Source organism: Timaviella obliquedivisa GSE-PSE-MK23-08B (assembly GCA_019358855.1).
GTDB classification, from domain to species: domain Bacteria; phylum Cyanobacteriota; class Cyanobacteriia; order Elainellales; family Elainellaceae; genus Timaviella; species Timaviella obliquedivisa.
The window spans coordinates 109,684-134,923 of sequence record JAHHII010000010.1 but is presented as its reverse complement, the minus strand read 5'-3'; the positions used below and the strand labels follow the sequence as shown (position 1 = coordinate 134,923).

Annotated in this window: 24 protein-coding genes; 10 read left to right on the top strand and 14 right to left on the bottom strand. The window is 47.9% G+C overall.

What is annotated here, in order from left to right; all coding sequences use genetic code 11:
- The first annotated feature begins 231 nt into the window (after positions 1-231).
- On the top strand, positions 232-996 hold the full coding sequence (locus KME11_17230; GenBank protein MBW4516955.1) for a hypothetical protein: 765 nt from the start codon (positions 232-234) through the stop codon (positions 994-996).
- Positions 997-1,046: 50 nt separating this feature from the next.
- On the opposite strand, the gene KME11_17225 is transcribed toward KME11_17230, so the two are convergent.
- Together KME11_17225 and KME11_17220 are read right to left on the bottom strand one after the other, a co-directional pair.
- Positions 1,047-2,855 (bottom strand): N-acetylmuramoyl-L-alanine amidase, encoded by a 1,809-nt coding sequence (locus tag KME11_17225; protein ID MBW4516954.1) that lies wholly within the window; start codon positions 2,853-2,855, stop codon positions 1,047-1,049.
- Between the two features lie 140 nt (positions 2,856-2,995).
- Positions 2,996-3,232, bottom strand: a complete 237-nt coding sequence (locus KME11_17220; GenBank protein ID MBW4516953.1) for a hypothetical protein — start codon at positions 3,230-3,232, stop codon at positions 2,996-2,998.
- A 408-nt stretch (positions 3,233-3,640) separates the two neighbouring features.
- Between KME11_17220 and trpE the strand changes: the two genes are divergently transcribed.
- Both trpE and KME11_17210 read left to right on the top strand, forming a co-directional pair.
- On the top strand, positions 3,641-5,188 hold the full coding sequence (gene trpE, locus KME11_17215; protein MBW4516952.1) for an anthranilate synthase component I: 1,548 nt from the start codon (positions 3,641-3,643) through the stop codon (positions 5,186-5,188).
- Positions 5,189-5,336: 148 nt separating this feature from the next.
- Positions 5,337-5,966 (top strand): Crp/Fnr family transcriptional regulator, encoded by a 630-nt coding sequence (locus tag KME11_17210; GenBank protein ID MBW4516951.1) that lies wholly within the window; start codon positions 5,337-5,339, stop codon positions 5,964-5,966.
- On the opposite strand, the gene KME11_17205 is transcribed toward KME11_17210, so the two are convergent.
- Positions 5,947-7,083, bottom strand: a complete 1,137-nt coding sequence (locus KME11_17205; protein MBW4516950.1) for a septal ring lytic transglycosylase RlpA family protein — start codon at positions 7,081-7,083, stop codon at positions 5,947-5,949. The two genes, KME11_17210 and KME11_17205, sit on opposite strands and share 20 nt — an antisense overlap.
- A gap of 367 nt (positions 7,084-7,450) precedes the next feature.
- Between KME11_17205 and KME11_17200 the strand changes: the two genes are divergently transcribed.
- Positions 7,451-8,287, top strand: a complete 837-nt coding sequence (locus KME11_17200; protein ID MBW4516949.1) for a DUF3598 family protein — start codon at positions 7,451-7,453, stop codon at positions 8,285-8,287.
- A gap of 133 nt (positions 8,288-8,420) precedes the next feature.
- On the opposite strand, the gene KME11_17195 is transcribed toward KME11_17200, so the two are convergent.
- Positions 8,421-9,779, bottom strand: a complete 1,359-nt coding sequence (locus KME11_17195) for a UDP-N-acetylmuramoyl-tripeptide--D-alanyl-D-alanine ligase (protein ID MBW4516948.1) — start codon at positions 9,777-9,779, stop codon at positions 8,421-8,423.
- A gap of 129 nt (positions 9,780-9,908) precedes the next feature.
- Here KME11_17195 and rpsU point away from each other — a divergent pair, with 129 nt between their 5' ends.
- The gene (gene rpsU, locus KME11_17190; protein ID MBW4516947.1) at positions 9,909-10,088 is read left to right on the top strand and encodes a 30S ribosomal protein S21; all 180 of its coding nucleotides are present in this window, start codon (positions 9,909-9,911) and stop codon (positions 10,086-10,088) included.
- A gap of 177 nt (positions 10,089-10,265) precedes the next feature.
- Here the strand turns inward: rpsU and KME11_17185 are convergent, their stop codons facing one another.
- Together KME11_17185 and KME11_17180 are read right to left on the bottom strand one after the other, a co-directional pair.
- The gene (locus tag KME11_17185; protein ID MBW4516946.1) at positions 10,266-11,768 is read right to left on the bottom strand and encodes a DUF4394 domain-containing protein; all 1,503 of its coding nucleotides are present in this window, start codon (positions 11,766-11,768) and stop codon (positions 10,266-10,268) included.
- Between the two features lie 285 nt (positions 11,769-12,053).
- On the bottom strand, positions 12,054-12,374 hold the full coding sequence (locus tag KME11_17180; GenBank protein ID MBW4516945.1) for a hypothetical protein: 321 nt from the start codon (positions 12,372-12,374) through the stop codon (positions 12,054-12,056).
- A 609-nt stretch (positions 12,375-12,983) separates the two neighbouring features.
- Here KME11_17180 and KME11_17175 point away from each other — a divergent pair.
- The 3 genes from KME11_17175 to KME11_17165 all read left to right on the top strand — a co-directional run bounded on the left by KME11_17175 (position 12,984) and on the right by KME11_17165 (position 15,009).
- Positions 12,984-13,778, top strand: a complete 795-nt coding sequence (locus KME11_17175; GenBank protein ID MBW4516944.1) for a DUF2993 domain-containing protein — start codon at positions 12,984-12,986, stop codon at positions 13,776-13,778.
- Between the two features lie 140 nt (positions 13,779-13,918).
- Entirely contained in the window at positions 13,919-14,566 is a 648-nt protein-coding gene (locus KME11_17170) for a MotA/TolQ/ExbB proton channel family protein (GenBank protein MBW4516943.1), read from the top strand.
- 41 nt (positions 14,567-14,607) lie between these two features.
- Positions 14,608-15,009 carry a biopolymer transporter ExbD gene (locus KME11_17165; protein ID MBW4516942.1) on the top strand — a complete coding sequence of 134 codons (402 nt, stop codon included), beginning with the start codon at positions 14,608-14,610 and terminating at the stop codon, positions 15,007-15,009.
- A 128-nt stretch (positions 15,010-15,137) separates the two neighbouring features.
- On the opposite strand, the gene KME11_17160 is transcribed toward KME11_17165, so the two are convergent.
- Positions 15,138-15,347, bottom strand: a complete 210-nt coding sequence (locus tag KME11_17160) for a high light inducible protein (GenBank protein ID MBW4516941.1) — start codon at positions 15,345-15,347, stop codon at positions 15,138-15,140.
- Between the two features lie 173 nt (positions 15,348-15,520).
- Between KME11_17160 and KME11_17155 the strand changes: the two genes are divergently transcribed.
- Positions 15,521-16,933 (top strand): GTP-binding protein, encoded by a 1,413-nt coding sequence (locus KME11_17155; protein MBW4516940.1) that lies wholly within the window; start codon positions 15,521-15,523, stop codon positions 16,931-16,933.
- A gap of 235 nt (positions 16,934-17,168) precedes the next feature.
- On the opposite strand, the gene KME11_17150 is transcribed toward KME11_17155, so the two are convergent.
- The 4 genes from KME11_17150 to KME11_17135 form a co-directional block, all read right to left on the bottom strand.
- Entirely contained in the window at positions 17,169-18,350 is a 1,182-nt protein-coding gene (locus KME11_17150) for a glycosyltransferase family 2 protein (protein ID MBW4516939.1), read from the bottom strand.
- Positions 18,350-19,222: a glutamate racemase gene (gene murI / locus KME11_17145; protein ID MBW4516938.1), complete on the bottom strand. Its 873-nt coding sequence runs from the start codon at positions 19,220-19,222 to the stop codon at positions 18,350-18,352. Before murI ends, KME11_17150 begins: the two co-directional genes overlap by 1 nt.
- Positions 19,223-19,427: 205 nt before the next feature.
- Positions 19,428-20,795 (bottom strand): cation:proton antiporter, encoded by a 1,368-nt coding sequence (locus tag KME11_17140; GenBank protein MBW4516937.1) that lies wholly within the window; start codon positions 20,793-20,795, stop codon positions 19,428-19,430.
- A gap of 82 nt (positions 20,796-20,877) precedes the next feature.
- Positions 20,878-21,690: a carbon-nitrogen hydrolase family protein gene (locus tag KME11_17135; GenBank protein MBW4516936.1), complete on the bottom strand. Its 813-nt coding sequence runs from the start codon at positions 21,688-21,690 to the stop codon at positions 20,878-20,880.
- Positions 21,691-21,792: 102 nt separating this feature from the next.
- Here KME11_17135 and KME11_17130 point away from each other — a divergent pair, with 102 nt between their 5' ends.
- On the top strand, positions 21,793-22,497 hold the full coding sequence (locus KME11_17130; protein MBW4516935.1) for a D-alanyl-D-alanine dipeptidase: 705 nt from the start codon (positions 21,793-21,795) through the stop codon (positions 22,495-22,497).
- A 42-nt stretch (positions 22,498-22,539) separates the two neighbouring features.
- Here KME11_17130 and KME11_17125 read toward each other — a convergent pair whose 3' ends face one another.
- From KME11_17125 to KME11_17115, 3 genes are all read right to left on the bottom strand, one after another.
- Positions 22,540-22,962, bottom strand: coding sequence for a hypothetical protein (locus KME11_17125; protein ID MBW4516934.1), 423 nt, complete (start codon positions 22,960-22,962; stop codon positions 22,540-22,542).
- 164 nt (positions 22,963-23,126) lie between these two features.
- On the bottom strand, positions 23,127-23,615 hold the full coding sequence (locus tag KME11_17120; protein ID MBW4516933.1) for a TspO/MBR family protein: 489 nt from the start codon (positions 23,613-23,615) through the stop codon (positions 23,127-23,129).
- 308 nt (positions 23,616-23,923) lie between these two features.
- Entirely contained in the window at positions 23,924-25,186 is a 1,263-nt protein-coding gene (locus KME11_17115) for a SufS family cysteine desulfurase (protein ID MBW4516932.1), read from the bottom strand.
- Positions 25,187-25,240: the final 54 nt, after the last annotated feature.

Here is a 25,240-nt window from a genome sequence, read left to right as displayed (position 1 = left end):
AACTGATTTGGGCTAATTAAAGCGACAGAAGCTTAGAAGGCGATAATTCAAGGTGCCTTAATTGGACTGATAGGGCAGCATTTTGATTATTCAGCAATGAAAAATTTAATTATTGTTGAATCTTGCGGCTGTGGATAAGATGTTTGAAGCGGAGAAAATCACTCAAATCACTCAATATATTTCAAATCTTGGGTGCTACTGTTAATTTTAAAGCAAAGAAACAGTGAAAGTATGGCAATCATTGCGCTGAAAGCTTGGTATCTTGCGGAGTACGAACCCTTCCGAGATTTGGAAAAACGCCCCTATGACTTACGCCTCAGCAAGAATAGTCTCTTGAAATCAGCTCTAAGGGCTGATTTTTTAGAAGATAGTGCTGAGGTAAAAACAGCAGCCTGGTTTCAGCGATATATGGAAGGGGAAACAGTTGAGTTTTATATTGAGGGTAGTGGGGGATATGCTATTTCAAACATTGACTTGATTAGTCATGAAATTTATTTCACTAAGCAAGATGTCATGGCTCATTTAGAGCCGACTGTATTTCTTTGTTACCAGACTGAATATCCTGAGTCTAGCGACATTCTACGAGACGAAATTCAAGCCTTTTTAGAGAAGTTTAATAAGCGATCGCGTCTTCCTCTTACTCTAGAAGAATCCCACCGTCTAAACGATGCTCCAATTCGCCTTAAGAGCACCTTGATGCGCAAGATCCGCAAAAGCTTAGTTTTCATTGCTGACGGTACGCCCGTCTTGCAGATGGATAGTTCACCACCCCAACCGATTCCTAGCCCACAAGTATGTGTTGAAATTGGCTATGCCCTGCAATGTAAGCGTTCAGAGCAGATCCTACTAGCGCAGATGGATCGCTCTGATATTGTGGGACAATTTCCGTTTGACGTGCAAAGCCACGATCGCCTTCTCTTCCGCAACAAAGCTGAACTCCATAAATCTCTACCCCAATCTTTAGAAGGGCAACTTCAGCGGTTTAACCTAACTTGAACTTTTTGGAAACTAAGAGTGCTTTTGCGTTTCTTTCAGCCCAAATATTCCTATTGCTCTCGAATCCATTGCTCAATGCCATTGCTTAATGAATCTGCTAGCTCTTCTTGTGCTTCTTCGTCTGTAATCCATTCAAACTCTTGAGGATTAATCATAAATCCTAGCTCTAGTAATATTGCTGGAGCGACAGTTGGACGCGTCAACGCTAAGTTATTCCAAAACACCCCATAGGAAGGGCGATCGAGCTTTTCAACTAAGTAATTGTGTAAAAATACCGCTAACCCATGAGACTGAGCGTTATACCAAAATGCCCCTATGCCAGATGTATGGGCTGCGTCTCCCTCATCGGGGAGAGCATTGTAGTGCAAGCTCACGGCTAAGTCTGGCTGCATCTGATTGATCATCGCTGCCCGCTCATTAGGACCTAGATCAATATCTGCTTCACGCGTCATATAGACAGTGGCACCTTTAGCAAGGAGGCGATCGCGCAGTAGCTTGGACACAATTAACACCACATCCTTTTCCGGATAACCTGTGGGCCCCCGCGCACCTAAATCTTCTGCTCCCCCATGCCCTGGGTCAAGCAAGATACTAATCCCCTTCAATGACTGCTCTACTTGCGGAGGATGTTTAAGCGACAGTACTAAAGTGGTTCCCTCATACCGCAACTTGTAGCCCCACTGTTGAGAAGACTTGAGACTAAAAGTGTACTGAATTTGTTGAGGCGCTGTCTGCTGCCAATCCAACCGTTCAATTAAAGGATCGTCATCTAGGCGAATGGTGTCAGTTTGGGCAGTCGTGTTATGCAATGTTAATGCAAAGGAGCGATCGCCTTGCTGTACGGTCACGGGTACCGCTACCTGCAAAGGAAACAAGACCTCTGTCCAATCTTCTACCTGACGCGCCCGAATACTGCGAATGAGCGATCGCGGCGGCACTGCACTTGGCAAAACTCTAGTCTCAGATGCCTTAATCCACCCCCCATAGTCTAACCGCAGCCACTCACCCTCTCGACCTGTTACCGCCGCAGTTGTGCCCTTTGGCAGCGGCGTTAGGCGAGAGTAATCAGTACTTGCCCCAGTTCGTGCCGTTCCCGGATCAGCGGTTACTTCAATGACCTGAGCATTCACAGGAGAAAGAATTTTAACTTTACCTGTTCCCGTCTGAGTTTGGGTTTGTCCATTGAGTATTAGTTGAAACTGAGGATAGCCTAGATCGTGGGTTAGCGAGGTTATGGGCATCGTGCCCGTGGGGTTGGTATTGCTGCTGAGCCTGTCTGCACTTAGCCCATTACTAGTGCAGCCTTGATAGCTTTCGGCAGAAGGCATTGGCTGCTCTTGCTGGGTTAACACTGCCGAATTAGGAGGCAGTTCGACGGAGTTTATTTGAGGCAGCAGAGGAATCGTTTGGCTGCCTAAAGTCACTGTTACTTTGGCATTGGGAGGAGCGATCGCCCCAAAACATATAGGCTCTCCTGGTAGACGAGCAACATCCACTGCTGGAATGAGTGAGCCCGCAGCAAAGGTTGCACCCGTTGGAGTGGGGGGAGCAGAGGAGGCACGTATCACCCGCAGTTTCAACCGCTGACTACCATAGCGCAAGTCAAAAACATTCTCGCCCAATTGTAACGGCAGAGTAGGGGCAAAATGTCCTGCATCGCTGCGCTCAACTCTCTGCCCATTAATCGTGACTTCACCTGCTGCTGGCGCTGTACCAATCAGGAAAATCTGGGTGGCATTTGTTTCATACCCATCTGCCGGATATGCAACGAATAATGGTTGTTCTGCCAATGCGATCGAAGTAATGCTGACTGTGCCAGCCACAACTCCAGCCAGCCCTAAAAGGCTCAAGTTTTTCATAAAATTCTATGACCACCTATTCAGACAGTATACGGTGGTCGCTGCAACTCTGCACAAATCCAGGGGAGAGGCGATCGCCCCTCCCTCTTCATGAGCTTGTTGGTGTGAACAGGCGTTGATCATCAGTCAGCGATCGCTAACTAAGCTGGAATGGCTTCTGGAGTTGCTAAAGCTAAGATGTGATAGCAAGAGGGAGTTTCTTCTCCTAACACTTCGTTGATTCTCGATCGAATCTGAACATGCAGATCTTGAACCGAAACATCGAAGTGATGCATGACATGCAAAACAGCAGTCTGTTGATGAAACTCTTTGCCGTAATAAGCCACAAAGTAGGTATAACGATTAGAGCCAGGGGCATCTAGAACGAAGTCTCTCATTTGAGTTCCTCTAATTTCCTTATCCCGCATAGAGGGATGAACGCAATTGTTTTGGGGGTGTTCTGAGGCGATCGGGGCGAACCAGGTTCCAACTGTTGATACAAAGACCCGTCCTAGGATTCCGGGTAGTTTTCAACTCTCTTCAATCATGAGGCTAAATAACACGAGGCTAAATAAAGCCTAAATTGATTGACTCCATCACTCCACTGTGTTTTCACCCAATGTGGGCAATCAGTGCGCTGACGGTTTGTTGTCCTCAAGTCAGTTTAAGTGAAATACAACACTTTATAACTCATAAATAATCGCTGATTTGACAGAGGCGAATCATCCTGCCATCGGGTGACTTAAAAAGGTGAGGATTTGGGCAGTGAATGGTAGACTATGGTGCATTCCAGATAGGGGCATGGCATGGCTTCTCCAGATTTTGCACAATTTTCAGCGTTGGGGCAGCAAGGAAACTTTGTTCCGGTTTACCAAGAGTGGGTTGCTGATTTGGATACCCCTGTTTCTGCTTGGTACAAGGTTTGTGCGGGGCAGCCCTATAGTTTTTTGCTAGAGTCCATTGAAGGGGGCGAAAAGCTAGGACGCTATAGCTTTCTGGGTTGCGACCCGGTCTGGGTGTTAGAGGCACGGGGCAGTAAAACCACGCAAACTCATCGAGATGGCTCAGCGCAAGTTTTTGAAGGCGATCCGTTTGTGGCATTAACAACCTGCCTCCAGTCTTACCACCCCGTGACGTTGCCCCAGTTGCCGCCTGGAATTGGCGGACTGTTTGGCTTCTGGGGCTATGAGCTCATTCAGTGGATCGAACCTCGGGTGCCTGTGTATTCAACAGATGAGCAAGATTTGCCTGATGGTGTGTGGATGCAGATTGACCATTTGCTAATTTTTGACCAAGTGCAGCGCAAGATCTGGGCGATCGCCTATGCTGATCTCCGTGATCCCCAAACTAATTTAGAGCAGGCTTATCAGCAAGCGTGTCAACAAGTCACTCAAATGCTAGATAAGTTGCAATTGCCTCTTTCAGGGCAGGATACGGTGCTGGAGTGGACACCGCCGGGAGGAAAACCCTCTCGAAACAGAACTTTGTATACCAGCAACTTTACGAAAGAAGAATTCTGCGCCAATGTAGAGCGGGCAAAGGATCATATTCGGGCAGGAGATATTTTTCAGGTGGTTGCTTCTCAACGGCTATCAGCAGACTATAGCGGTGATCCGTTTGCATTGTATCGATCCTTGCGATTGATCAATCCTTCACCCTACATGGCATATTTCAACTTTCAAGATTGGCAGATCATTGGCTCTAGCCCGGAGGTGATGGTTAAAGCCGATCGCCCTCTAGAACCAAAGCTGCCAACCGTTGCGACTGTCCGACCGATCGCCGGAACGCGTCCTCGCGGCAAAACCCCCAGCGAAGATGCTGCCTATGCCGAAGAACTACTGCAAGATCCTAAGGAAATTGCCGAGCATGTCATGCTGGTTGATTTGGGGCGCAATGATCTAGGGCGAGTCTGTATCAACGGCAGCGTCATAGTAGATGAACTAATGTCGATTGAGCGTTATTCTCACGTTATGCACATTGTCAGCAATGTAGTGGGTCAACTCGATCCTGACAAGACGGCTTGGGAACTTTTGAAAGCCTGCTTTCCGGCTGGAACCGTGAGTGGGGCACCCAAAATTCGGGCAATGGAGATTATTCATGATTTAGAACCCTGTCGGCGAGGGGTCTATTCCGGAGCCTACGGCTATTATGATTTTGAAGGACAGTTGAACACAGCGATCGCCATCCGTACTATGGTCGTTCGCAGCCAGTCTAACGGCAAACATACCGTCATCGTCCAGGCTGGAGCCGGACTCGTTGCCGATTCTGAACCAGAGCGTGAGTACGAAGAAACCCTGAGTAAAGCAAGAGGAATGCTAGAAGCTATACATTGTCTTGACTGTTCTCCAGAATAAATCAAGCCCTAGCGCCATAACAAGGAATGCGCTCATACCTTAATCTCTTCTAAATCGATTCATTACTCTTCCGTAACCGTTTAATTACCTTCTCTTGAGGTCAGGCGTTTAAGCTGTTCGACAACAGCCCAGAGCATCCGAAAACACCATGACCTACGCTTACGCCCTCGAATCTGCCCCTACCCCTGATCTGCGTCAGCTTTTAGAAAGACTTTATCAAGGTCGGACATTACAACATTTTCGCAGCGGTCAAACTATTCGCCTCTTACCCGATGAAATTTGGGTTGTTTGTCGAGGTGTTGTGCAGCTAGGTACGCTCTACGACAATGGTGATGAAGCGCTACTGGGGTTAATGTGTCCCTCAATGCCGTTTGGGTTACCCTTAACGCTCGTATATCCTTACCAGGCTAGTGCATTGACTGATGTCGATTTGATGCGGCTACGCCTATCAGAAGTTGTCCAGTCTCCCATGTTGGCGCAGGGAATTTTCCGGCACTTGGTGCGTCGATTGCAGCAAGCGGAGGCAATTTTGACTGTGACGGGCTACCGCCGGGTGGAAGATCGATTGCGCCATCTGTTGCTGTTGTTGGGCCAAGAGTTGGGACAGCCTGTTGCTGACGGTACTCGGCTGAACGTCCGCCTCACCCATCAGCAAATTGCCAGCACCATCGGTACGACTCGTGTGACGGTGACTCGGCTCCTCAGTCAACTTCAGGAAGCAGGCTGGATGAAAATGGACAGCAATCGTCATATCATCCTTATTGCCCAGACTGTATAGATTCAGACTGCGTATATTGCCCAGACTGTTTAGGTTGCCCAGACTGTGTAAAGGGCGATCGGATCAGCCTTGCTACTTTTTGACCTATCCTGTGACTTCTTATCTGATCTGGATGCTGCTCTTGAGAAATAGAAGCAGTGTTTTTCAAAGTCTGCATGGGTTGCACCGGTTGCATAACGATCGCTTCGTAGGGCACAACACCTTTCGATTCGCTGTTTAGACAAAGCGCCGCCTGTCTGGAAAGATCGAGAGAGCGATCGTCCCAGTAGGGGCCCCGGTCATTAATCCGCACAATGACCTGCTCACCTGATAGCAAGTTTGTCACCTTTAAAAAAGTGCCAAAGGGCAATGAGGGATGAGCAGCCGTCAGATCATTTTGGTCAAAGATTTCGCCTGTAGCAGTTTGACGACCGTGGAAGTAAGACCCATACCAAGAAGCTGTCCCCCTTAAGCGCTGATCAGTCGGGACTAAATTGTGCATCTGGCTTTGAGCTTCTGCCAACGATAACCTAGGGACATCTAGGGCAGCACGAAGATTATTGACCCAAGCGATCGCTGTTAACTCAGCGTTTTCTTGCACTTGAGGGGTGAGGCGGCGATCGCTCCAGAACAAAACTTCATTCTCGATTTTCCCTACAGGGGTTGCCTCAGGCATTCCAGGACGTAGACTTAGCCCTAGATGTAGATTTTGGGCATCAAAGTCTGGGTTCAAAGCCATCCGTTGTAATTGCCAAACCATAAGAGCAGCTTGGTCTTGAGACGTGACCTCAGCCACAACATGCCCCTTAATCTTTACCTGAAACTTTTGACCCACGACTTGAACCGCCAGTTGGGGGCGCGTGAACTCTTCTAGAAGAGTTTGCCAACCGTCTCGCGGGGTAAATCCTAATTGGGAACCGTTCGCCAGAGCGTATCGTTTGTCTGCAAAACCTGGAAGCTTTGTGAGAGTGGCAAACCTTGCTGAATGGAGAGACGGGGAAGTGATTGCTGGAGAATTTTGAAGAATAGGTTCTTTTCTAAGAGACGACTGAGGCAAGGCTTCGATGATAGAAGAACCTGCCAAAGAAAGAACATGACTGACGGATGCAAGCACCCCTAAAAAGCCTGAAAAATTCATGGGTTAAGGTTTGACTGAAGAAATGTCATGTTTTTAATAATTCTTAATATCTAGTTAATATTGAACCCAAAAAATAATATTAATGAAAGAGTGTAAATTTGTACAGGCTATTTCAGTAGAGAGTTTGATCAGCCGCACCTAAAATAAATGGTTTAAGAGCCACTGTTAGCCAGCCATTCGACAACCTAGTTTTTGGCGATCGCCCATGCCTGTGCAAACGAAGTATTAAAAATTACATAAGTTTTGCTCTAGAACCAGTAATATTACGGTATAAAAGCGATTTATTATAAAAGAATTATGAGAGAGCTTTCACACTCATAGATTTGCCTGATACTAAAAAGATTGCAATAGAAGTCTAGTTTTGCAGATGACACAATTTGGCTCAACCTCACAATGGGATAACCTGCTCTGCAACTTAGGGGCTTGGGAAGGATCTTTTACAAGCCTTTCTACCCATGGCAACCTTCAGGCAGACATTTCAACTTTAGTGACCTTAGAAGGACTTGATGACAATAAAATAGTGCGCCAAACGATCGACCAGTTTTCAGCGGATAGAGCCGAAGTGACGCAGCATCGAGTTTTAGAGTATCGATCGCTGGGTCGCGGCATTTTGCTATTTGAGGGAGGCGCATTTTCTCAAGGATCGATTCAGCTTGCGCCTACAACGGAGTTTGGAGCCGAACTGGGGTTTATTTGGAACGATCATCGGCTTCGTTTAGTGCAACTGTTTAATGAAAACCATCAGTTTTCAGAACTCACGCTGATTCGAGAGCATCTTCAAGGGAAACAATCTAGCGATCGCCCGCCTCTGACAGTCGAGCAATTAATCGGTGAGTGGCAAGGAGAATCTGTGACCCTTGACCTTAACTGGCGATCGACCCAATTTGCGACGACGCTTTCAGTCAAACAAGAGGGCGATCGTCTTCAGCAGCATCTCATCTTGCCCCAGTTAGACTTCTCCTCCAGTGCCGAAATTAATGGCTCAACGCTGTTATTTGACCAAGGCAAATTTCCCATTCAAGTCTTGCTGCTTCCTGATGGTGCCTCTTGCAACACACCGCTTACTCTTCCTAAAGGTCAACCTTTCTTTTTAGAGGCAGGCTGGTTAATCAACCCCAACCTACGCCAGCGCATGATTCGGAGCTACGACGCTCAAGGCGGTTGGAGTAGTTTAACGCTAGTGACTGAAAAGCGCGTGACCTAAAACCATAGTCAGAAAAAACTCTCAGCAAATTCTTCCTGATGAGGTAGGAGTCGGTATGGATAACGAAGAGGTAGATGCACCCTATTTTATCCCTGACTTTCTGTCAGGGATTTTTTGTTTCACCCGGAGCTTTTTACAACTGTACTGTAGTCCGAAACTGCTCCACGACTTGATCTAACCCTACAGCGCGGGATGCTTTGAACAACAGGCGATCGCCTGGTTGCACTAACTGTACTAATCTTTCCACCACAGCAGCATGGCTCGTAAACCGCTCAGACACCACTGACGGCGCAGCACCCGACGCTAAAGCCTCACTCTCAGCTTCATCTGCCAAAATCAACAGACGATCTAGATTTAGCTGACGAGCAACCGTACCCACTTGTTCATGAAATTCTGGCGATCGCTCTCCTAGCTCCTTCATCGTGCCGAGCACTGCAATATGCCGAGTTCCGGGCGTTTCTGCCAACAAGTGTAAAGCCGCAATCATAGACTCTAAGCCCGCATTATACGTTTCATCTAACAGCAGCACATCATTAGGCAGTTCATACCGACGCGATCGCCCTTGGGGTAAGGTCACCTCTATGCCAGCCGTCAGGATAGTCCAGTCGATGTCTAAAACTTTGGCAACAGCGATCGCTGCCAAGTAGTTCAAAGCATTGTGCCGACCTGGCAAAGGCAGGGGTAAAACGTTACCCTCAACCTTTAGCGTTGTGGCACTTAAAAGCTCGCCTTGTAAATCGCCACCTTCCAACCCATAGGTCAACACCTTGCCCTGCCAAACCTTCGCTGCGGTTGCAATTAAGCGCAAGTTGTCATGGTTAAGGATAGCAATGCCTGTCTCTGGGAGTTTTTCGAGCAACTCGCACTTGGCATTGGCGATCGCCTGTTCAGAGCCTAGTCGTCCAATGTGAGCGGTTCCCACGTTGGTAATGACAGCGATGTCTGGGCGCGCGATGCGGGTTAGTAAAGCGATTTCACCTGCTGCTCGCATTCCCATTTCCACTACTGCATAGTCCTGATCGTCAAGGTCTAGCAGCGTTTTAGGCACTCCTATTTCATTGTTGTAGTTCGCCTGCGTCTTCAGCACTTTGCCCTGAGTCGCTAAAACCGAGGCAATAAGCTCCTTAGTCGTGGTCTTGCCCACCGAGCCAGTCACCGCAATTACCGGATGCTTAAACTGATTCCGCCACCAATGGGCGATCGCTTGATATGCCTCTAACGTGTCTTTCACGATTAGCAGCGGCAGAGCAAGAACTCCTGCCACAGGGTAATCAGTAATTGCTGCGATCGCCCCTTGCTGTATGGCCTGCTCTGTAAACCCATGCCCATCAAATTTTTCTCCCCGTAAGGCAATAAACAAGTCGCCTGCTTGCAAACTGCGGCTGTCAGTGGTGATTCTTGTGATGGGCGATCGTAGATCATTCTCAGAGAGATGAAGAGGAGTAGCTGCCAAAAGCTCGACCAACTGACCTAGAGAAACCTGAAAAGACATGCAAATTTTAAGTGAAGAAAAGGAACAGATGTAATCATACTCCCTGGTAAAACCCGATTCGTACTAAACGGGTTAAGATATGCTTGGTAATTGTTAGTTTTTTGGAAATAAAACGAAGGAGTGGTACGCATGACCCAGGTGGTCTTAGGTGAAAATGAAGGGATTGAATCTGCATTACGTCGATTCAAGCGCCAAGTTTCAAAAGCAGGTATCTTAGCCGACGTGAAAAGTCATCGTCATTTTGAAACCCCGCTAGAAAAGCGCAAGCGCAAAGCAATTATGGCAAGACGTAAGCGTCGGTTCCGTTAAAACGTAAGTGATACCCTCCAGCTACCAACCTCTGCTCTACCTTTCAGTGGGCAGGTTTTGTAGTAAGAAGGTGGTCTCTAAAAATGTAGTTCCAATGATATATAAGAGCGAGGGGGCACAGTTGAACTGTGTCCCCTTATTTCGTGTGCCTACAGATTTTCGATGCAGTTTTTTGACTTAGACTACTCGTGTCGAGAGCCCGACAACATTGACGGCTGCGCCATTCGCAGTCACTGTGCCCAAGTTTCTAGCAGCACCTGTAGCAAGATTGATGCCGTACAAGGTTGAACCTGAAGTGGCGATCGCTGTATCGGTCAGATTGCTATCCGTCGAAATATCGAAGGCGGTGTTGTTGCCAAAATCGAATCCTAGCGCCCCAATAGTAGTTAGCAATCCTCCATTCGGCGATGCACCAAAAGGAGAGGACGCGTTGCCCCCTGGGCTACCCTGCCTGACCAAAACATCTAAGTCAGCATCAATGACAAACTGCGTTGTTCTACCCCCCACCCGGTTATTGGCATAGGCAGCTGCCACAATATTAGGGTTAACCCCAGCATTAACGTCGCCTGTGATGTAGCTTAACGAGGTATCGGATTGGATGCCAGCAACACCAGCGTTACCATCCGCCACAGTTCCGGCTGGAGCCATAGTGCCATCGGGGACTAAGCGTAGGTTTTGGTCGGTGTTGCTCACCAACCGGATGCGATCGGGCGCAGGGTTAAAGTCAAAACCAAAAGATGCTCCGTCTATTCCTGGACTAAAAGGCGCAGTACCGATTGAAGTTGCTTGACCAGTGGCAATGTTGATGCTGTAAAGCCGATTGGTGCTACCTAAGCCATATAAGCCACCATTGAGGCTTTGTCCATTGGCAGCAGTGGCAGTCGTAGCCCGAAAATCGATACCCACCAACGTTTCTCCGGTAGCAAGCCCCGTGACAGCCCCTACAGTGACGGCGTTAAGGTTGTCGGCATTGAAGGCAATTAGGTTATTTTGCTCTGTTAAGCCAAAAAGCTTTAGCGGTGTGAGTGTTGCATTCAGACTATAGGGAGTACTCTGGTTGGGCGCATTGGGAAACACTCGTACAAAAAAGGTGCCTGCAGCAAGGTTGAGATTTAATGACTCATCTGCATTCCCAGCGTTGGTAGAAGAACCAATTACATTGCCATTACCATTAAGCACCTGCACATCGGCGTTGCCACTTAGCCCGTTCAGGTTCAAGCTAAGATTACCAGGGGTCGTGACATCAAACCGATAGTAGTCGTTGTTGTCTGACCGACTAACCGAATCGACAAAGCTGCTGGAGGTTGCTCCCAAGGAAATTTGCTTAGCTTCACTCTGGCTATTCCCTACGGTGTCAGGTAGAACAAAGGGAGCATTGGACAAGCGAAGGCGATAACTGACATCATTACCACTGCGTTGTTTAACTCGAAAGAAATAAACTCCGGCATCGAGGGTTTGAGTAATGGAGTCAGCGCCAGATGTGGTGGATTTGGCAATGCGCTGGCGATCGCGACTAAAAAGCTCCAAATCAGCGTTTCCGCCCCTCAGGTTCCCTAACTTTCCTGTTAAGCTGCTGCGATCCTTCAGCCGAAATTGGTAAGTATCAAAGCGATCGTCCCGACGTACTGAAGCCGTTACCACCTTCGTATCATTCAAGCGCCCCAAATTGCTATTTGCCATGATGAAATCCTCATTGCTCTTCATGTTCAGGATCAGTACGAACCGAAAGAGCGATTGGATTAATTTGTCCTACAAGAACTTTTGCAGAGAAACATTCAAATCTTCTAAGCTTCAAGAGTAGATTTTGGGCAGAATTCGATGGAGAACAGCGCCATGGAAAACACCGATTGGCTCGATTGGATAGGAGGAATGCTAGCATTTGGGCTTTTAATCAGTAGTTTCCTCATGATGTTCTTTACCATTTGGTTTAACCAGCGCAAAAATCATCAATAAGCTCACATTCAGCTATGAAACATCTTGCCGATGCAATTGAAACTCTTCTTCCAGAGAAGGTGGCTGAACCTCTCCTACTCCTAAATGTTCTAGCTCAGCAATCTTCTTTTGAAAAGACTGAATCTGGTCTTGCAGCTTTTGCCGAATGCCCGATGCGCCTGATGCTACACAACCTCGGCAGGCTTCGCCACAGGCAACCCCCTGATAGTCATAGATCACGGCAAGCAATAGCTGATTCCTACTGCCTCGGGTTGGATAGGCTCTATGTCCACAAATAGCGCAGAACACAGGAGCATTACCAACGTATACGCTTTGTTCCCAAACGATCTTCACAGGAGCTACCTCTTAACCTCTGCTAAGATACATACTTGAATTTTCCATAATTTTAGGTTCTATGCCAACAGTTTTCAGTTTGAGTGAAGCAGTCTGGCTAGGGTAAATTTTGCCTTTCCCCATTATTCAATCTGTTGATCTAGTTTTAGTATGGGCATTTAACATAGCTATTTCTTTCAGAAATGTTAAAAAAATTGCCCCACAGGGCTGTAGGGCAAGGACAGTTAAACGCTATCTCCATTCTGCTAAAAATTCTGTTGATCGGCAAGCTTAGTTCACAAATAAAAATTGCCCCACAAGGCTGTAGGGCAAGGACAATTAAACGCTATTAGTATTTTGCGAGAGACGATTTCAAACTGTACTTACCCTTGTGCCGATTTCCATAGCGGCTAAAGAGTTGACTATTGATGCTATGGAGATAGTTATTGAGGTTATTGATATTTGTGTGGAGGTGGAACCTTGCTATGCGTCGAGGTTAAATGAGTCATTAATAATCATTGCCAATCAGTGCCTTTATCAATTTATAAGGTTTGTAAGCAACGCAACGTTTGCCGAAATGTTAACATTCTGTTACAACAAGACACAGTGCCCTTAAAAACGAGCAACCGCATGTTTGGTGGTTTTACAGGTTCAAAGAGTAGTCCTAATGCCGATTTTGGGGAGCGAATGCTCAATGCTGCTGCTACTCAATCGATTCGACACTTGTTTAGCCAGTGCGAATCGGTGGAGGTTTCTGTGCGGTGTAATCCTGCTAGCAAGATTTTGCAAGGTAGCATTGACAGCTTTAAGATGAGCGGACGAGGCTTGGTGATTAAGCGACAGTTTGAGGTGGAGGAAATGTCGTTTGAAACTGATGCGGTCGCCATTGACTTTGGTTCCGTACTGGGTGGGCAGTTGCGCTTAAAGCAGCCAACTCAGGCGATCGCGCAAATCATCCTTTCTGAAGATTCCATTAATCGAGCCTTTGAGGCAGATTTAGTCCAAAAACGTCTTCAAAATCTAGACACGGAATCATTGACTAATTTGTCTGGGGGTGAACCTATTTCCTTTCGTGATATTGAGTTAAAGCTTCTTCCTGGAAACCAAATCAGTATTTCTGCCAAAACCGACTTACCTAACCGTAGCGATGTCCCGATTGAACTGATGGCGACTCTAGCTGTTGAAAAGCGCCGCCGAGTTGCCTTTAAAGACCCCCAATTTAATCCTGAAGCTGTTCCAGAAGATATCAGAGGTTTGTCGGAAGTGTTAACCGAGGCATTTGCTGAAATTTTGGACAACATGGTAGATCTAGATCGTTTTGATTTAGATGGCGTAATGCTGCGAATTAATCGGCTAGAAACTCAAGGTCAACAGCTAGTTTTTAGCGGATACGCCCAGATTGAACACTTCCCGGGTACAGGTTGAGCCGCATTAAAAGAGTTTGCTTAAGGACAAAAAAAATCAAGGACAAAAAACAGCAGTATGCTAATAGCGGGTTGCTGTTAGCATACTGCTGAAGGCAGCGCACGTAGCCTAAAAATGTTCTAACGAGGTGAGGATACCCTATGCCAATCGGTAACCTGTTTGCGCAAGGTGGGGTAGTCATGTACCCTTTGCTAGGGCTGTCTATTTTGGCACTGGCGCTAGTTTTAGAACGAGTTTTATTTTGGAGTCAGATTGTTCAGCGCCAAGACAAAGTGGTGAGGGATGTTTTGAGCTTGTATCGTCGTAGCAGCAAGGCAGCATTACAAAAGCTGGAACAGAATTTAAATTTACCGATCGCCCGAATTTTTCTTGCGGCTCTAGAGTTAGAGCAAGCCACTCCAGAAGAATTTCGATTAGCACTAGAAAGCGCTGCCCAAGCCGAATTACCTTTACTGAAGCGTTTCAATACAGTATTTGACACTGTGATTAGCGTTTCACCGCTGCTGGGGTTGCTAGGAACAATTTTAGGACTCATGGCTTCCTTTGGGTCTTTGCAAATTGGCAATATTGGCGGAACTTCTAGCACTAACGTTACAGCGGGGATCAGTGAGGCATTAGTTTCGACTGCATCGGGGCTGATCGTGGCAATTTCCACGCTGCTATTTGCTAACTTGTTTCGAGGGCTATACCTCCGCCAAACAGCGCTGATTCAGGAATATGGAGGACAGCTAGAACTGATCCATCGCCGTCGCCAAGGACGCAGCGTCTCCTATCCCGCAGCCCAATAATTTATTGACCCGATCGCCCTAGTTTCAATCCTGATTTTATTATGCGTCTCCCTCAAGAGCCTGAATCTCCCTCTCAGATCAACATTGTGCCGATGATCGATGTGATCTTCGCCATCTTGACGTTTTTCATCATGTCCACGCTCTATCTTTCTCGTTCTGAGGGCTTGCCTGTTAATTTGCCAGGAGCAACCACTGCTCAAAGCCAGCCCCAAAGCCAAACGGTGGTGACGATCGATCGATCAGGCAATTTAGCGCTTAATCGTCAGCCGATGGACTTGGAAGTACTAGAAGCCCAGGTAAGGGGATTGGCAGCGAAGGGGCAGCCGCCTTTTGTCGTGATTAATGCTGATCAAGGCGTAGCCCACGGACGGGTAGTAGCGGTCATGGATCGGTTACGGAAAATTGCGGGCGTGCGGATGGCGATCGCGACGCAGCGTCCTTAAAGTTCTCTTTAAAACAATACCTCCCAAATCTTCTAAGGATTCGGGAGGTCATCAAAATTGGGCGTTTGATCTGTTTGAACTGTTTGAAATATAGAATCTGAGTCGTAAATCTGAGCCGGATACGGCAGCTACAGGCTTTGTAGTAGAGTCACCAATCCATGACCCGATACTGCTTCTAAAGCCACCATGGTCACGAAGCCAAGCATTGCCAAACGACCATTTAATTTTTCAGCGTATTCAGTAAATCCAGTCCGCGCAACTGCATCAACATACATTTCAGGCTCGATCGCAAAGTTGTTCATTTTGCCTTGTTCGTCCAGGATGCTGCCGCTTCTCATAAATTTCTCCAGATATTTTTTATGTGTTTCCTTATGTAAATCAATGTAACAGAATTGTTACAAACTTGCAACCTTATTCTCATCTTCTGCACCTCAGGCGGAAAACCGATCGCCTTTGACTGAGAATTCAGGCAAAATCGAAAGCAGTAGGGTAGACATTTTCGGAGATAGCCTTGAATCCCGATGCTGAGTTAGAAGAAACCATCCACGGCTTTGATGATATCCAGGCAGAGTTAAATTATCGTCAGGCGCAAGATGTGCTGCGCGATTTAGTAACCCGCATTGACCTCACACCTAGGGAGCGGACAGGGCTAGAGACTGAGATTCTGGAACTAGAGTCAATGTTAAATAAGCTCGATCGCCAAGTTGTGCATATTGCAGTTTTTGGCATGGTCGGGCGGGGTAAATCTTCACTCCTTAATGCGCTGCTAGGGCAAGAAATATTTGAGACGGGCCCTATCCATGGGATTACCCAAACGGTGCAAACTGCTCAGTGGAGCGTCGAGCCGATCGCAGGGGGAAGTTCTGATCTGTGGCGGGTCACAGTGCCAGGACTGGGAACTTCTCGGATTGAGCTCATTGACACGCCAGGTATTGATGAAATTGATGGCGAAACCCGTGAGGCTTTGGCGCGGCAGTTAGCGCAACAGGCAGATTTGATTTTGTTTGTGATTGCGGGCGATATGACTCAGGTAGAATACCAGGCGCTTTCGGAGTTGAGGCAAGCGAGTAAGCCCATTTTATTAGTGCTGAATAAAGTGGATCAATATCCTGAAGCCGATCGCCAAGCCATTTACGCCAAAATCCGAGATGATCGAGTGCGCGAACTGCTGTCGCCGGAAGAGATTGTTATGGCAGCGGCTTCTCCTTTAGTCGCGCAGGCAGTGCGGCAACCCGATGGCACCGTGGTAGCTCGGTTGAACCGCAGTATGCCGCAGGTCGATGACTTGAAGCTGAAGATTTTAGAAATTTTGCACCGGGAAGGAAAATCTCTGGTAGCGCTGAATACGATGCTGTACACGGGAGTTGTTAACGAACAGTTGGTACAGCGCAAGATGGAGATCCGCGATCGCAGCGCCAATGATGTCATTTGGCAAGGAGTGATGACAAAGGGTGTGGCGATCGCTTTGAATCCCCTCATGGTGATCGATTTACTCAGCGGCATTGTCATTGACATTGCCCTAATTCTGACTCTTTCCCGTCTCTACGGCATTCCCATGACCCAGGAAGGGGCGATCGGGTTATTACAAAAAATTGCCCTCAGTATGGGCGGCATTACCGCGAGTGAACTGATTGCGACTTTAGGGTTAGGTTCTCTTAAAAGCTTCTTGGGTGCAGCCGCTCCAGCGACCGGAGGTATTTCCCTGGCACCCTACTTTTCTGTTGCTCTGACTCAGGCAGGAGTTGCTGGAGTCTCGACTTACGCCATTGGACAAGTTGTAAAAAGTTACCTCGCTAATGGCGCATCGTGGGGCGAAGACAGTCCAAAAGCTGTTGTAGACAAAATTCTTGCCACCCTAGACGAAGCTTCAATTTTAAGCCGAATTAAGGGAGAGCTTCGAGAAAAATTGGATAAGAATCAATGAGGGAGAAGCAAGAGAAAAGCGATCGCCCAATTCATTTCAACCGGTTTCTCAGTATTTTCACCATTTCCTTGTCATGTCTTTATCACAACTTTGCCTACTTAAATCTGTAAGAGAATAGGCTTTATCTGGGACTGGCAACAGTTTCCACCAAAAGAGAGGGCAGACAGAAGGGGGCTCAATTTTCTGTTTGTTTCTCTCTTTTTGGCGTTTAGTATCAGCCTCCCGGATAAGTCACTTAACCAGACTGTTTCAGCGAACGTCCCCGCCAAGTCCAGCCCCAGCCTGTCTCAGTTTTCAGCACAGAGGTTAGACCGATCGCCACTACAAAAATTCCACCCAACCCAGTTAGCCACCAGTAGCGCGGGGAAATGCCAGAAGCCGATGAACCGATGCGCCGGATCACGTAATGCATGGCAATGATAGATAGGCTAAGGATCAGAGTAAGGAGGCTCCAAAGATTCCAGCCCGGAATGAGGTGGGCGATCGAGACGAACAACCCAATCCAAGGAACAACGCACATCAACAAAATCACTAGGACAAACTTAGACATGCTCACGGGGTTCCGTTGCCCACCCGCATAGAGGTTCTTTGTCCACCCTTCCCACAAAGCCGCCCAGGTTCGATACATTCGCACCGATGCCAGTTCGTTGCCCAGGAAACAATTCAACTTCAGCCCGCTATATTTCACCAGCCGCCCCAGTTCCACATCTTCTACAACCTGGTCAGCCACCGCTGTATGTCCCCCAATTTGCTCGTAGGCGGCTCGGCGGAACAGCATAAACATCCCAGCGGCAAAGGCAGCGTCGGTAGAGGGATCGTTGACGGCTTTGAAGTCGAAGCCAATCAGCATGGTGTGAATGATCAGCGGCTGGGCTAGCCATTCTGCCAGGCAGTCACAAACAACGGTAGGACAAATTGTAAAAAGATCGGTTTGCTGCTGTTGAGCGAACTGCAAAGCAGTGGCGATCGCTCCTTCATTGAGCCTCAGATCTGCATCTAAAAATAATAAATAATCGCCCTGTGCAGATGCCGCCGCCTGTGCACAAGCCCAGTTTTTCCCTAGCCAAACCTGCTCACTGGGACGAGGCTTACCCGCCATTAGCTTCAGGCGAGGATCATTTAGACGAGTTTGCAACCGCTGCAAAATTTCCCACGTCTCATCCACAGACTGATCGTCCACAACCCAAACTTCTAATTTTTCAGGCGGCAAGTTGGTACTCAGCAGAACCGAGCAAACGCAGTCCTCAATATTTTCAGCCTCGTTGTAGGCAGGAATAATGACTGAGACGGCAGTCAGTTCGCCCTTCTGAACTTTGAGATGGAGCCTGGGAGCCTCTTGAGCAGCATCGCGGAGTTTGAGAGCATAGAGGACGCTCGCAAGCAACGCCAAAAGCAGCAACAACACAAGAAACAGCATTAATCTACTGCCTTGAGCATAGATTGACGAGTCATTTCTCGGATATCGACCTGTTCTACCAACGGCGTACAGCCTAGCCACTGCACTGATAGTTGGGCAAACCGAGCCGGAGCGCTGCTGACACAGAACCGCGTGGGCAACGCCACCCGCGTATTTTTTAAGCCTAATAAATCTAATTCTTGGGAAGCAGCTTTGACTAAATGTACCGCTGGGTCAACAATTTTGACCGACGGCGGCAGAATAGACTTTAAAACTGGGTTGAGGTGAGGATAGTGAGTGCAGCCATGTACCAGTGTGTCGATCTCTTGATCTAACAATGGCGCTAAGTACTCTTGGGCAACTTCCTGGGCATAAGGCTCACGAATGCGATCGTGCTCAATTAAGGGCACGAATTCGGGACAAGCCATTTGCCAAACCTGAACACTTGAGTCGATCTCCTGAATAGCCTGACGATAGGCATTGCTGGCTGCTGTGGCGGGCGTGGCAATAACGCCGATGCGTTTGCCTGCCTGGACTGCTGCGCGGGCACCGGGTAAAATGATGCCCAAAATCGGAATATTAAACTCCGATCGCACTATTTCCAATGCCAGCGCCGAGCTAGTATTGCACGCCATCATCACCATCTTTACGCCCTGCTGCTGCATCCATATCAGGATTTCGCGGGAGAACTGCACAATTTCGGCTTGAGAGCGGGTGCCATAGGGCAGACGGGCAGTATCGCCAAAGTAAAGAATCGATTCGTTCGGCAGTTGACGATACAGTTCCCTCAGAACCGTCAGCCCACCCACGCCGCTATCAAAAACCCCAATTCGATCGCGCTGAGTCTCAGAAGAGGAAGCACTAGGACAAAATTGGGATTCTGAGGGATTTATTGCAGAGAGCGATCGGGCGCTAGGGGATGAAGAGTCAAAAAATGAAGATTGAGACACAGGAGATCTTTTAAATGGGTTTATTGAGCGATGAGTTTATCACAGGATTTTAGTTGCAGAACACTACAGTACAAATAGAGGAAATTCCGTACTAGGCAAGGACAGAGCATTTGCATTGAACCCTGTCTACATTTTCAACTTAATACAATTAGCTTTCGGACTTTGCTTCTTCGATCGCTTTATCTGCTTTGTCGAAAACGATGCGCAATAACGGAGGAGCTATGAAGGTAGTGATAATTACCATAACAATGATGGCGGCGTTGAGAGACTTGTCGAGAATGCCTGTGGTTGAGCCTACACCTGCGAAAACTAGCCCTACTTCACCCCGAGGAATCATACCCACCCCGATCGCTAGCCGATTAATGCCCGGTTGTCCAAACACGCCTAAGCCCGTTACAACCTTGCCAATAATTGCCACGATTACCAGAAAGGAAGCAATAATCAAGCCCTCTTGATTGCTGGGCACAAATGGGTTAAGGACGCTGACATCGGTTCTCGCGCCTACCACCACAAAGAAAATTGGAACAAGCATATCGGCGATCGGCAAGATCTGTTCTTCTAGCTCTCTTTGTTTGTCAGTTTCGGCAAGAATTAACCCGGCGGCAAAAGCGCCTAAAATTGCTTCAAGGTGAATCACTGCGCCAATGTAAGACAACACAAAAGCAAAGATTAGGGAGGAAAGCAAAAGATTGCCACGGGTTTGGAGGCGATCGACCAATGCCACAAAATACGGGCTGAGTAGACGACCCAGAAAAATGGAGCCAATCAGAAAAACGCTTGCGCCAACAACTAGATAAACAATATTACTGACCTGGATTTCTCCAGTTTTAGCAAGGCTAGCCACAACTGCCAGAACGATGATACCGAGTACATCATCCAACACCGCTGCCCCAATAATAATTTGCCCTTCTCTAGAACTTAGCTTCTGAAGTTCTGCCAGCACTTTGGCAGTAATACCGATGCTAGTTGCCGTCAATGCCGCCCCCGCAAAGATTGCTGGAATTGCAGGGACTCCAAACAAAAGAATCAATCCACTCGTGCCTGCTGCGAACGGCACTGCCACCCCTACGATCGCCACTACAGCAGCTTGCGGTCCCACGCGAATGAGTTCCTTTAGGTTAGACTCTAGACCGATTTCAAACAGAAGGATAATCACGCCTAGTTCCGACAGCAAGGAAATGACTTCGCTGATAGAACTGCCTACGCCAGGAATGGCTTCGGGGGTTAGCCCTGCGGTAACTTGCAGAAAGTCGAGAATGAGCGAGTGAAAGGCTCCGCTGCTATCAGGAAAAATCAGGAGATTGAAGGCAGATACGCCCACCAAAACGCCGCCCACGAGTTCTCCTAACACAGAAGGAAGATTAATACGGGCGCAAAGTTCTCCAACCAGTTTGGCAGCGAGATAAATCACGACTAAGCTCAGTAAAACGCCTGCTAAAACGAGGGAGCCTGTTTCAGCTTGGGCTTCGGTAGCCAGTAGGGGAGAAAAAAAAGTCCATAAAGTGAGATCAACCATGGGTTAGGCAAACTTGTCGAGGGTGGGCACGTTTTAAAGAGCGATCGCCCTCATGACGATCGCCCTTAAAGATTAAACACATTTAAATAAAAACGCGATGTTGCAAAGATGGCATTTGACGACGGACTTGCTCTAAGCGAGAAGGTTCGATCGAGGCGATCGCCACGCCAGGCTGCTCGCCTGCATCTGCCAAAATAATCCCCCACGGGTCAATAATCACTGCATGACCATGGGACTGACGGCGCGAATTATGCTTACCCGTCTGGGCAGGGGCAACAACATAGCAGGTATTTTCGATCGCCCGTGCCTGTAACAAAACTTGCCAGTGATCTTTACCGGTATAAGCCGTAAAAGCTGCTGGAATAAACAACACCTCTGCGCCCATCTGCGACAAATGGCGATATAGTTCAGGAAATCGCACGTCATAACAAACCGAAAGCCCCAAATGTCCTAATTCTTTAGAGGGATACACTGAAGGCATTTGTTCTCCTGGCGACACTGCCTCAGATTCCTGATAGGTATTACCATCCGGTAAATTCACATCGAATAGGTGAACTTTCTCGTAGCGAGATAGCTCTTCGCCGCTAGGACCAATCAAAAGGGCAGTATTATAAACTTTGCCTGTGGGGGCAGGAACCGGAAATCCGCCGCCCAATAGCGTGATTTGATAGCGTTGTGCCATCGTTTTGAGGAATTTTTCGCTGCCTTGGGCGATCGCCCCTGCTTGAGCAAATTTGGCAGTTTCATCCCCTAAAAACGAAAAGTTCTCTGGCAGACAAATCAACTCAGCCCCTTGGCGGACAGCAAGGTCAATGAGATCTTCTGCCTGCGCCAGATTTTTTTCTAAATCTGGCAGACTGTTCATTTGCACGGCAGCAACAACGTAAGACTTCATAGTTCAATTAGGGTATGTGAGTGACGAGGGAGAAACGACACAAACCGATGGTTTGAGTCGCAAACTATTCTGAGAAACTATCCTGACATTGATGTGCCCTAGATGAAACTCTACCAGCAAGTTCCAATTCAAGAATGCGGAGAATCACTCCTGCCGATTCCTATTTATCAGTTTGCAGCCGAGCAGCCGCATCCTTATGTCAGGTTAGGTGCGCCCTATGGAGAGCGCTCTCCTTATTATCTTCGGCAAGGTGTCCTAGAACGCCTGCTACAAGCGCAACATTTTCTGCAAATAGAGTACCCAAACTGGCGCATCCAAATTTTCGATGCCTACCGCCCGATCGCCGTTCAGCAGTTTATGGTGGATTACACTCTAGCGCAAACGGTTCAGGCTAGAGGGTTACATCTGTGGGATCTTACTGAAACACAGCGCCAGGAGTTTTTAGAAGAAGTCTACGAATTTTGGGCAGTTCCAAACCTAAATCCGGCAATGCCGCCGCCTCATAGCACAGGCGCAGCAATCGATGTCACTTTGGTTGATGGAGAGGGCGCGATCGCCATGGGTTCACCCATTGATGAAATGTCACCCCGGTCTTACCCCGATTACTTTAGAGACTCTTTATCAAACCGCACCTTTCACCATAATCGCCAGATTCTCAAACAAGCCATGATCAAGGCCGAGTTTCGGCAGCATCCTAAAGAATGGTGGCATTATTCCCACGGCGACCAACTCTGGGCATGGTTAGGCAATCAAGCATCAGAATCCCCACTGATCGCTCAATATGGCAGGGCTGAAGATTTTTTTTGAATTGACGTTAAAAATTATAAGAATTATCTTGACTGACCGACTTTACTGACCCGCATTGCAGTACTGATTCACTTCATCCACTAAAGGCGACTCTTGACTGGTAGAAGCCTTCAGGTCTTCATATGCCTTCTGGGAAGCCGCCGTATCTTTGATGCTTGAGGATTGAATCAGCGATTGTGTGGCAGCACTGGTCGCTTCGTACATGGCGGTGAAGCGATCGCGAAACTCGATCAGTTTTCCATCTGTCAAACTGAGATCTCTCATTGCCTTGTTAGTATCCTCAGCAACAACCGCAATCTTTCTCAGCGCCTCAATGCTATCGGCACTGCTAGGGGCGGTCACCGCCTCGATCGAATTAACGGCTTGATTTGCCACACCGATCAGCTTGACACATTGCGAGGAGCGATTCTCAGAGCAACCGACCAGCCAGAAGCTTAACGCCGCCACAATTGAGGCTTTAACCATAAATTGATGAGGGAATGGGGAGGAAGATTGACTTAAAAAAGACATGCACGATTCTCCTGAACTCGCTGACAAACTAAAGTAAGGTGATCTGAGATGAGATCAGTTCTAAGGTTACTGGAGATTGAGGGATTCCACGTCAGCAATTCCGAATCTATTCAATAATTTTAGGCATCTTGAGGATTAAGCTGTGCCATTGCCCAGGTCGTGTAGGTGCCAATAGGACTCCAGAGCAAATAGGGGAGCAAGAGCCAAGCCGCAGTTTGTGAAACCTGCCAAACTGCGATCGCCAATAATGCTGCCAACAAGGCTCCAGTTCCACCGATGAGGGTGCCAACCTTGAGGCTTTGGAGGTTCATCATCACAGGGCTATAGGCAAGGGTAACGAGTTCTACCAGCAGGTAGCCGCCCATGAATAGCCAGGCTTGCGAGCGCCCCGCTTGAGTTTTCGCTAGAGTTTCCCAAACTAGGGTGGCGGACCAAGCTCCGCAAATAAAAACGGTTGTCCAAATAATCGGGATTGCTGCTTCAAACGTTAGCCAACTGGGACGACGAAGGCGTTTGAACCACTTGATCCCACGGGGAGTCATGAAGAGTTGAACCAGTAGTCCGGCAACCAAAGTAACGCCGCCAATGACCATCCAAGATTTGATCATGTTTTTTGACCTGCGGAAGATGCTGTCACAATATCAGACAACGCTCTCGTCTGGATTCATACAAACGGAAGAGGTTGTCCTCGTGCAGTTAGTTCTACTCGTCTGGCAATTGTCCCTCAGAGGATGTCTGAGAAGTATCAAAGATTCTTACACTCGCCCCCCAACCCCCCATTCTGGGGGACTTCCGCACCGTCTTCCTTCAAAGTCCCTCAAAATGGGGGATTTAGGGGGCGGGTCGGATAGCAATCTAGACTTCTCAAACAACCTCTTAGACTCAATGAAACAATTGATCCCGCGATCGGATTGAATTAACCAAAGATACCGCCGAAAAACTCGATCGCTTCTTTCAATGCCGTAATAAAAGTATCAATTTCCTCGCGGGTGTTGTAGAAGTAAACGCTAGCTCTGGCAGTAGACTGTGCCCCTAGATGACGGTGTAAGGGTTGGGTGCAGTGATGCCCAGCGCGAATAGCGATCCCAGCTTGATCAAGAATTGTTGATAAATCGTGGGGATGAACCGCACCCGTTGTAAAGGATGCAAGCCCGACTCGGTTAGTAACTCCAGCATCGGGCTGAGGACCATAGATTTTAACTTCAGAAATAGGATTTAGCTGTTGGAATAGGTAAGCGGTTAGCTCTTGCTCGTAGGCATGAATTTTGTCCATGCCGATCGCCATCAAATAATCGACGGCGGCACCCAGAGCGATCGCTTCTCCAATGGCGGGAGTGCCTGCCTCAAATCGGTGGGGAATATCAGCATAGGTTGCATGGTCGAAAAACACGTCGGCGATCATCTCACCTCCCCCCATAAAAGGCGGCATAGAGCGCAGTAGCTCTTTCTTTCCATAAAGAAACCCAATTCCAGTTGGGGCACACATTTTATGACCCGATGCCACGAGCCAATCGCAATCTAGCGCCTGAACATCTACCCCGCTATGAGGAACACTTTGGCAAGCATCGATCAACACCTTTGCGCCGTATTGATGGGCGATCGCCACGATCTCTGCGACGGGGTTAATGCAGCCTAGCGTGTTAGAAGCATGAACCACTGACACTAGCTTCGTTTTATCTGAAACCAAAGATTTATAGTGATCCAGGTCAAAATCCTGTGTCTTGGTCAGTTCTACAAACCGCAGCACCGCTCCTGTTTTCTGCGCCACAAACTGCCAAGGAATTAAATTAGCATGGTGTTCCATCACCGACAAAATGATTTCATCACCCCGCTGCAACGTACTTATTCCCCAGGCATAAGCCACCAAGTTAATTGCTTCCGTGGCATTGCGCGTGTAAATAATTTCTTCACGGTGCGCCGCATTCACAAACGCTGCCACCTTATCGCGCGCTCCTTCGTACCCATCTGTTGCGCGTGAGCTTAAGGTATGTACGCCCCGATGCACGTTGGCGTTGTCGTTTTGATAGTAATGCTGCAACGCATTCAATACTGCTAAGGGCTTTTGAGACGAAGCAGCATTATCTAAATAAACTAAAGGCTTGCCGTGAATTTCCTGGTTCAAAATAGGAAAATCTGCACGAACGCAGGCTGCAAGTGTTTTCTCTTGGGTAAGCGTCATAGCAAAAAAGGGTAAGGAATAAAGGTAAAAATGAGCAATTGCCTGAAGTCAAAA

Coding starts and splice junctions, on each gene's coding strand:
- KME11_17230 (MBW4516955.1), top strand. CDS start 232: ATGGCAATCATTGCGCTGAAAGCTTGGTATCTTGCGGAGTACGAACCC.
- KME11_17225 (MBW4516954.1), bottom strand. CDS start 2,855: ATGAAAAACTTGAGCCTTTTAGGGCTGGCTGGAGTTGTGGCTGGCACA.
- KME11_17220 (MBW4516953.1), bottom strand. CDS start 3,232: ATGAGAGACTTCGTTCTAGATGCCCCTGGCTCTAATCGTTATACCTAC.
- trpE (MBW4516952.1), top strand. CDS start 3,641: ATGGCTTCTCCAGATTTTGCACAATTTTCAGCGTTGGGGCAGCAAGGA.
- KME11_17210 (MBW4516951.1), top strand. CDS start 5,337: ATGACCTACGCTTACGCCCTCGAATCTGCCCCTACCCCTGATCTGCGT.
- KME11_17205 (MBW4516950.1), bottom strand. CDS start 7,083: ATGAATTTTTCAGGCTTTTTAGGGGTGCTTGCATCCGTCAGTCATGTT.
- KME11_17200 (MBW4516949.1), top strand. CDS start 7,451: ATGACACAATTTGGCTCAACCTCACAATGGGATAACCTGCTCTGCAAC.
- KME11_17195 (MBW4516948.1), bottom strand. CDS start 9,779: ATGTCTTTTCAGGTTTCTCTAGGTCAGTTGGTCGAGCTTTTGGCAGCT.
- rpsU (MBW4516947.1), top strand. CDS start 9,909: ATGACCCAGGTGGTCTTAGGTGAAAATGAAGGGATTGAATCTGCATTA.
- KME11_17185 (MBW4516946.1), bottom strand. CDS start 11,768: ATGGCAAATAGCAATTTGGGGCGCTTGAATGATACGAAGGTGGTAACG.
- KME11_17175 (MBW4516944.1), top strand. CDS start 12,984: ATGTTTGGTGGTTTTACAGGTTCAAAGAGTAGTCCTAATGCCGATTTT.
- KME11_17170 (MBW4516943.1), top strand. CDS start 13,919: ATGCCAATCGGTAACCTGTTTGCGCAAGGTGGGGTAGTCATGTACCCT.
- KME11_17165 (MBW4516942.1), top strand. CDS start 14,608: ATGCGTCTCCCTCAAGAGCCTGAATCTCCCTCTCAGATCAACATTGTG.
- KME11_17160 (MBW4516941.1), bottom strand. CDS start 15,347: ATGAGAAGCGGCAGCATCCTGGACGAACAAGGCAAAATGAACAACTTT.
- KME11_17150 (MBW4516939.1), bottom strand. CDS start 18,350: ATGCTGTTTCTTGTGTTGTTGCTGCTTTTGGCGTTGCTTGCGAGCGTC.
- KME11_17140 (MBW4516937.1), bottom strand. CDS start 20,795: ATGGTTGATCTCACTTTATGGACTTTTTTTTCTCCCCTACTGGCTACC.
- KME11_17135 (MBW4516936.1), bottom strand. CDS start 21,690: ATGAAGTCTTACGTTGTTGCTGCCGTGCAAATGAACAGTCTGCCAGAT.
- KME11_17130 (MBW4516935.1), top strand. CDS start 21,793: ATGAAACTCTACCAGCAAGTTCCAATTCAAGAATGCGGAGAATCACTC.
- KME11_17125 (MBW4516934.1), bottom strand. CDS start 22,962: ATGGTTAAAGCCTCAATTGTGGCGGCGTTAAGCTTCTGGCTGGTCGGT.
- KME11_17120 (MBW4516933.1), bottom strand. CDS start 23,615: ATGATCAAATCTTGGATGGTCATTGGCGGCGTTACTTTGGTTGCCGGA.
- KME11_17115 (MBW4516932.1), bottom strand. CDS start 25,186: ATGACGCTTACCCAAGAGAAAACACTTGCAGCCTGCGTTCGTGCAGAT.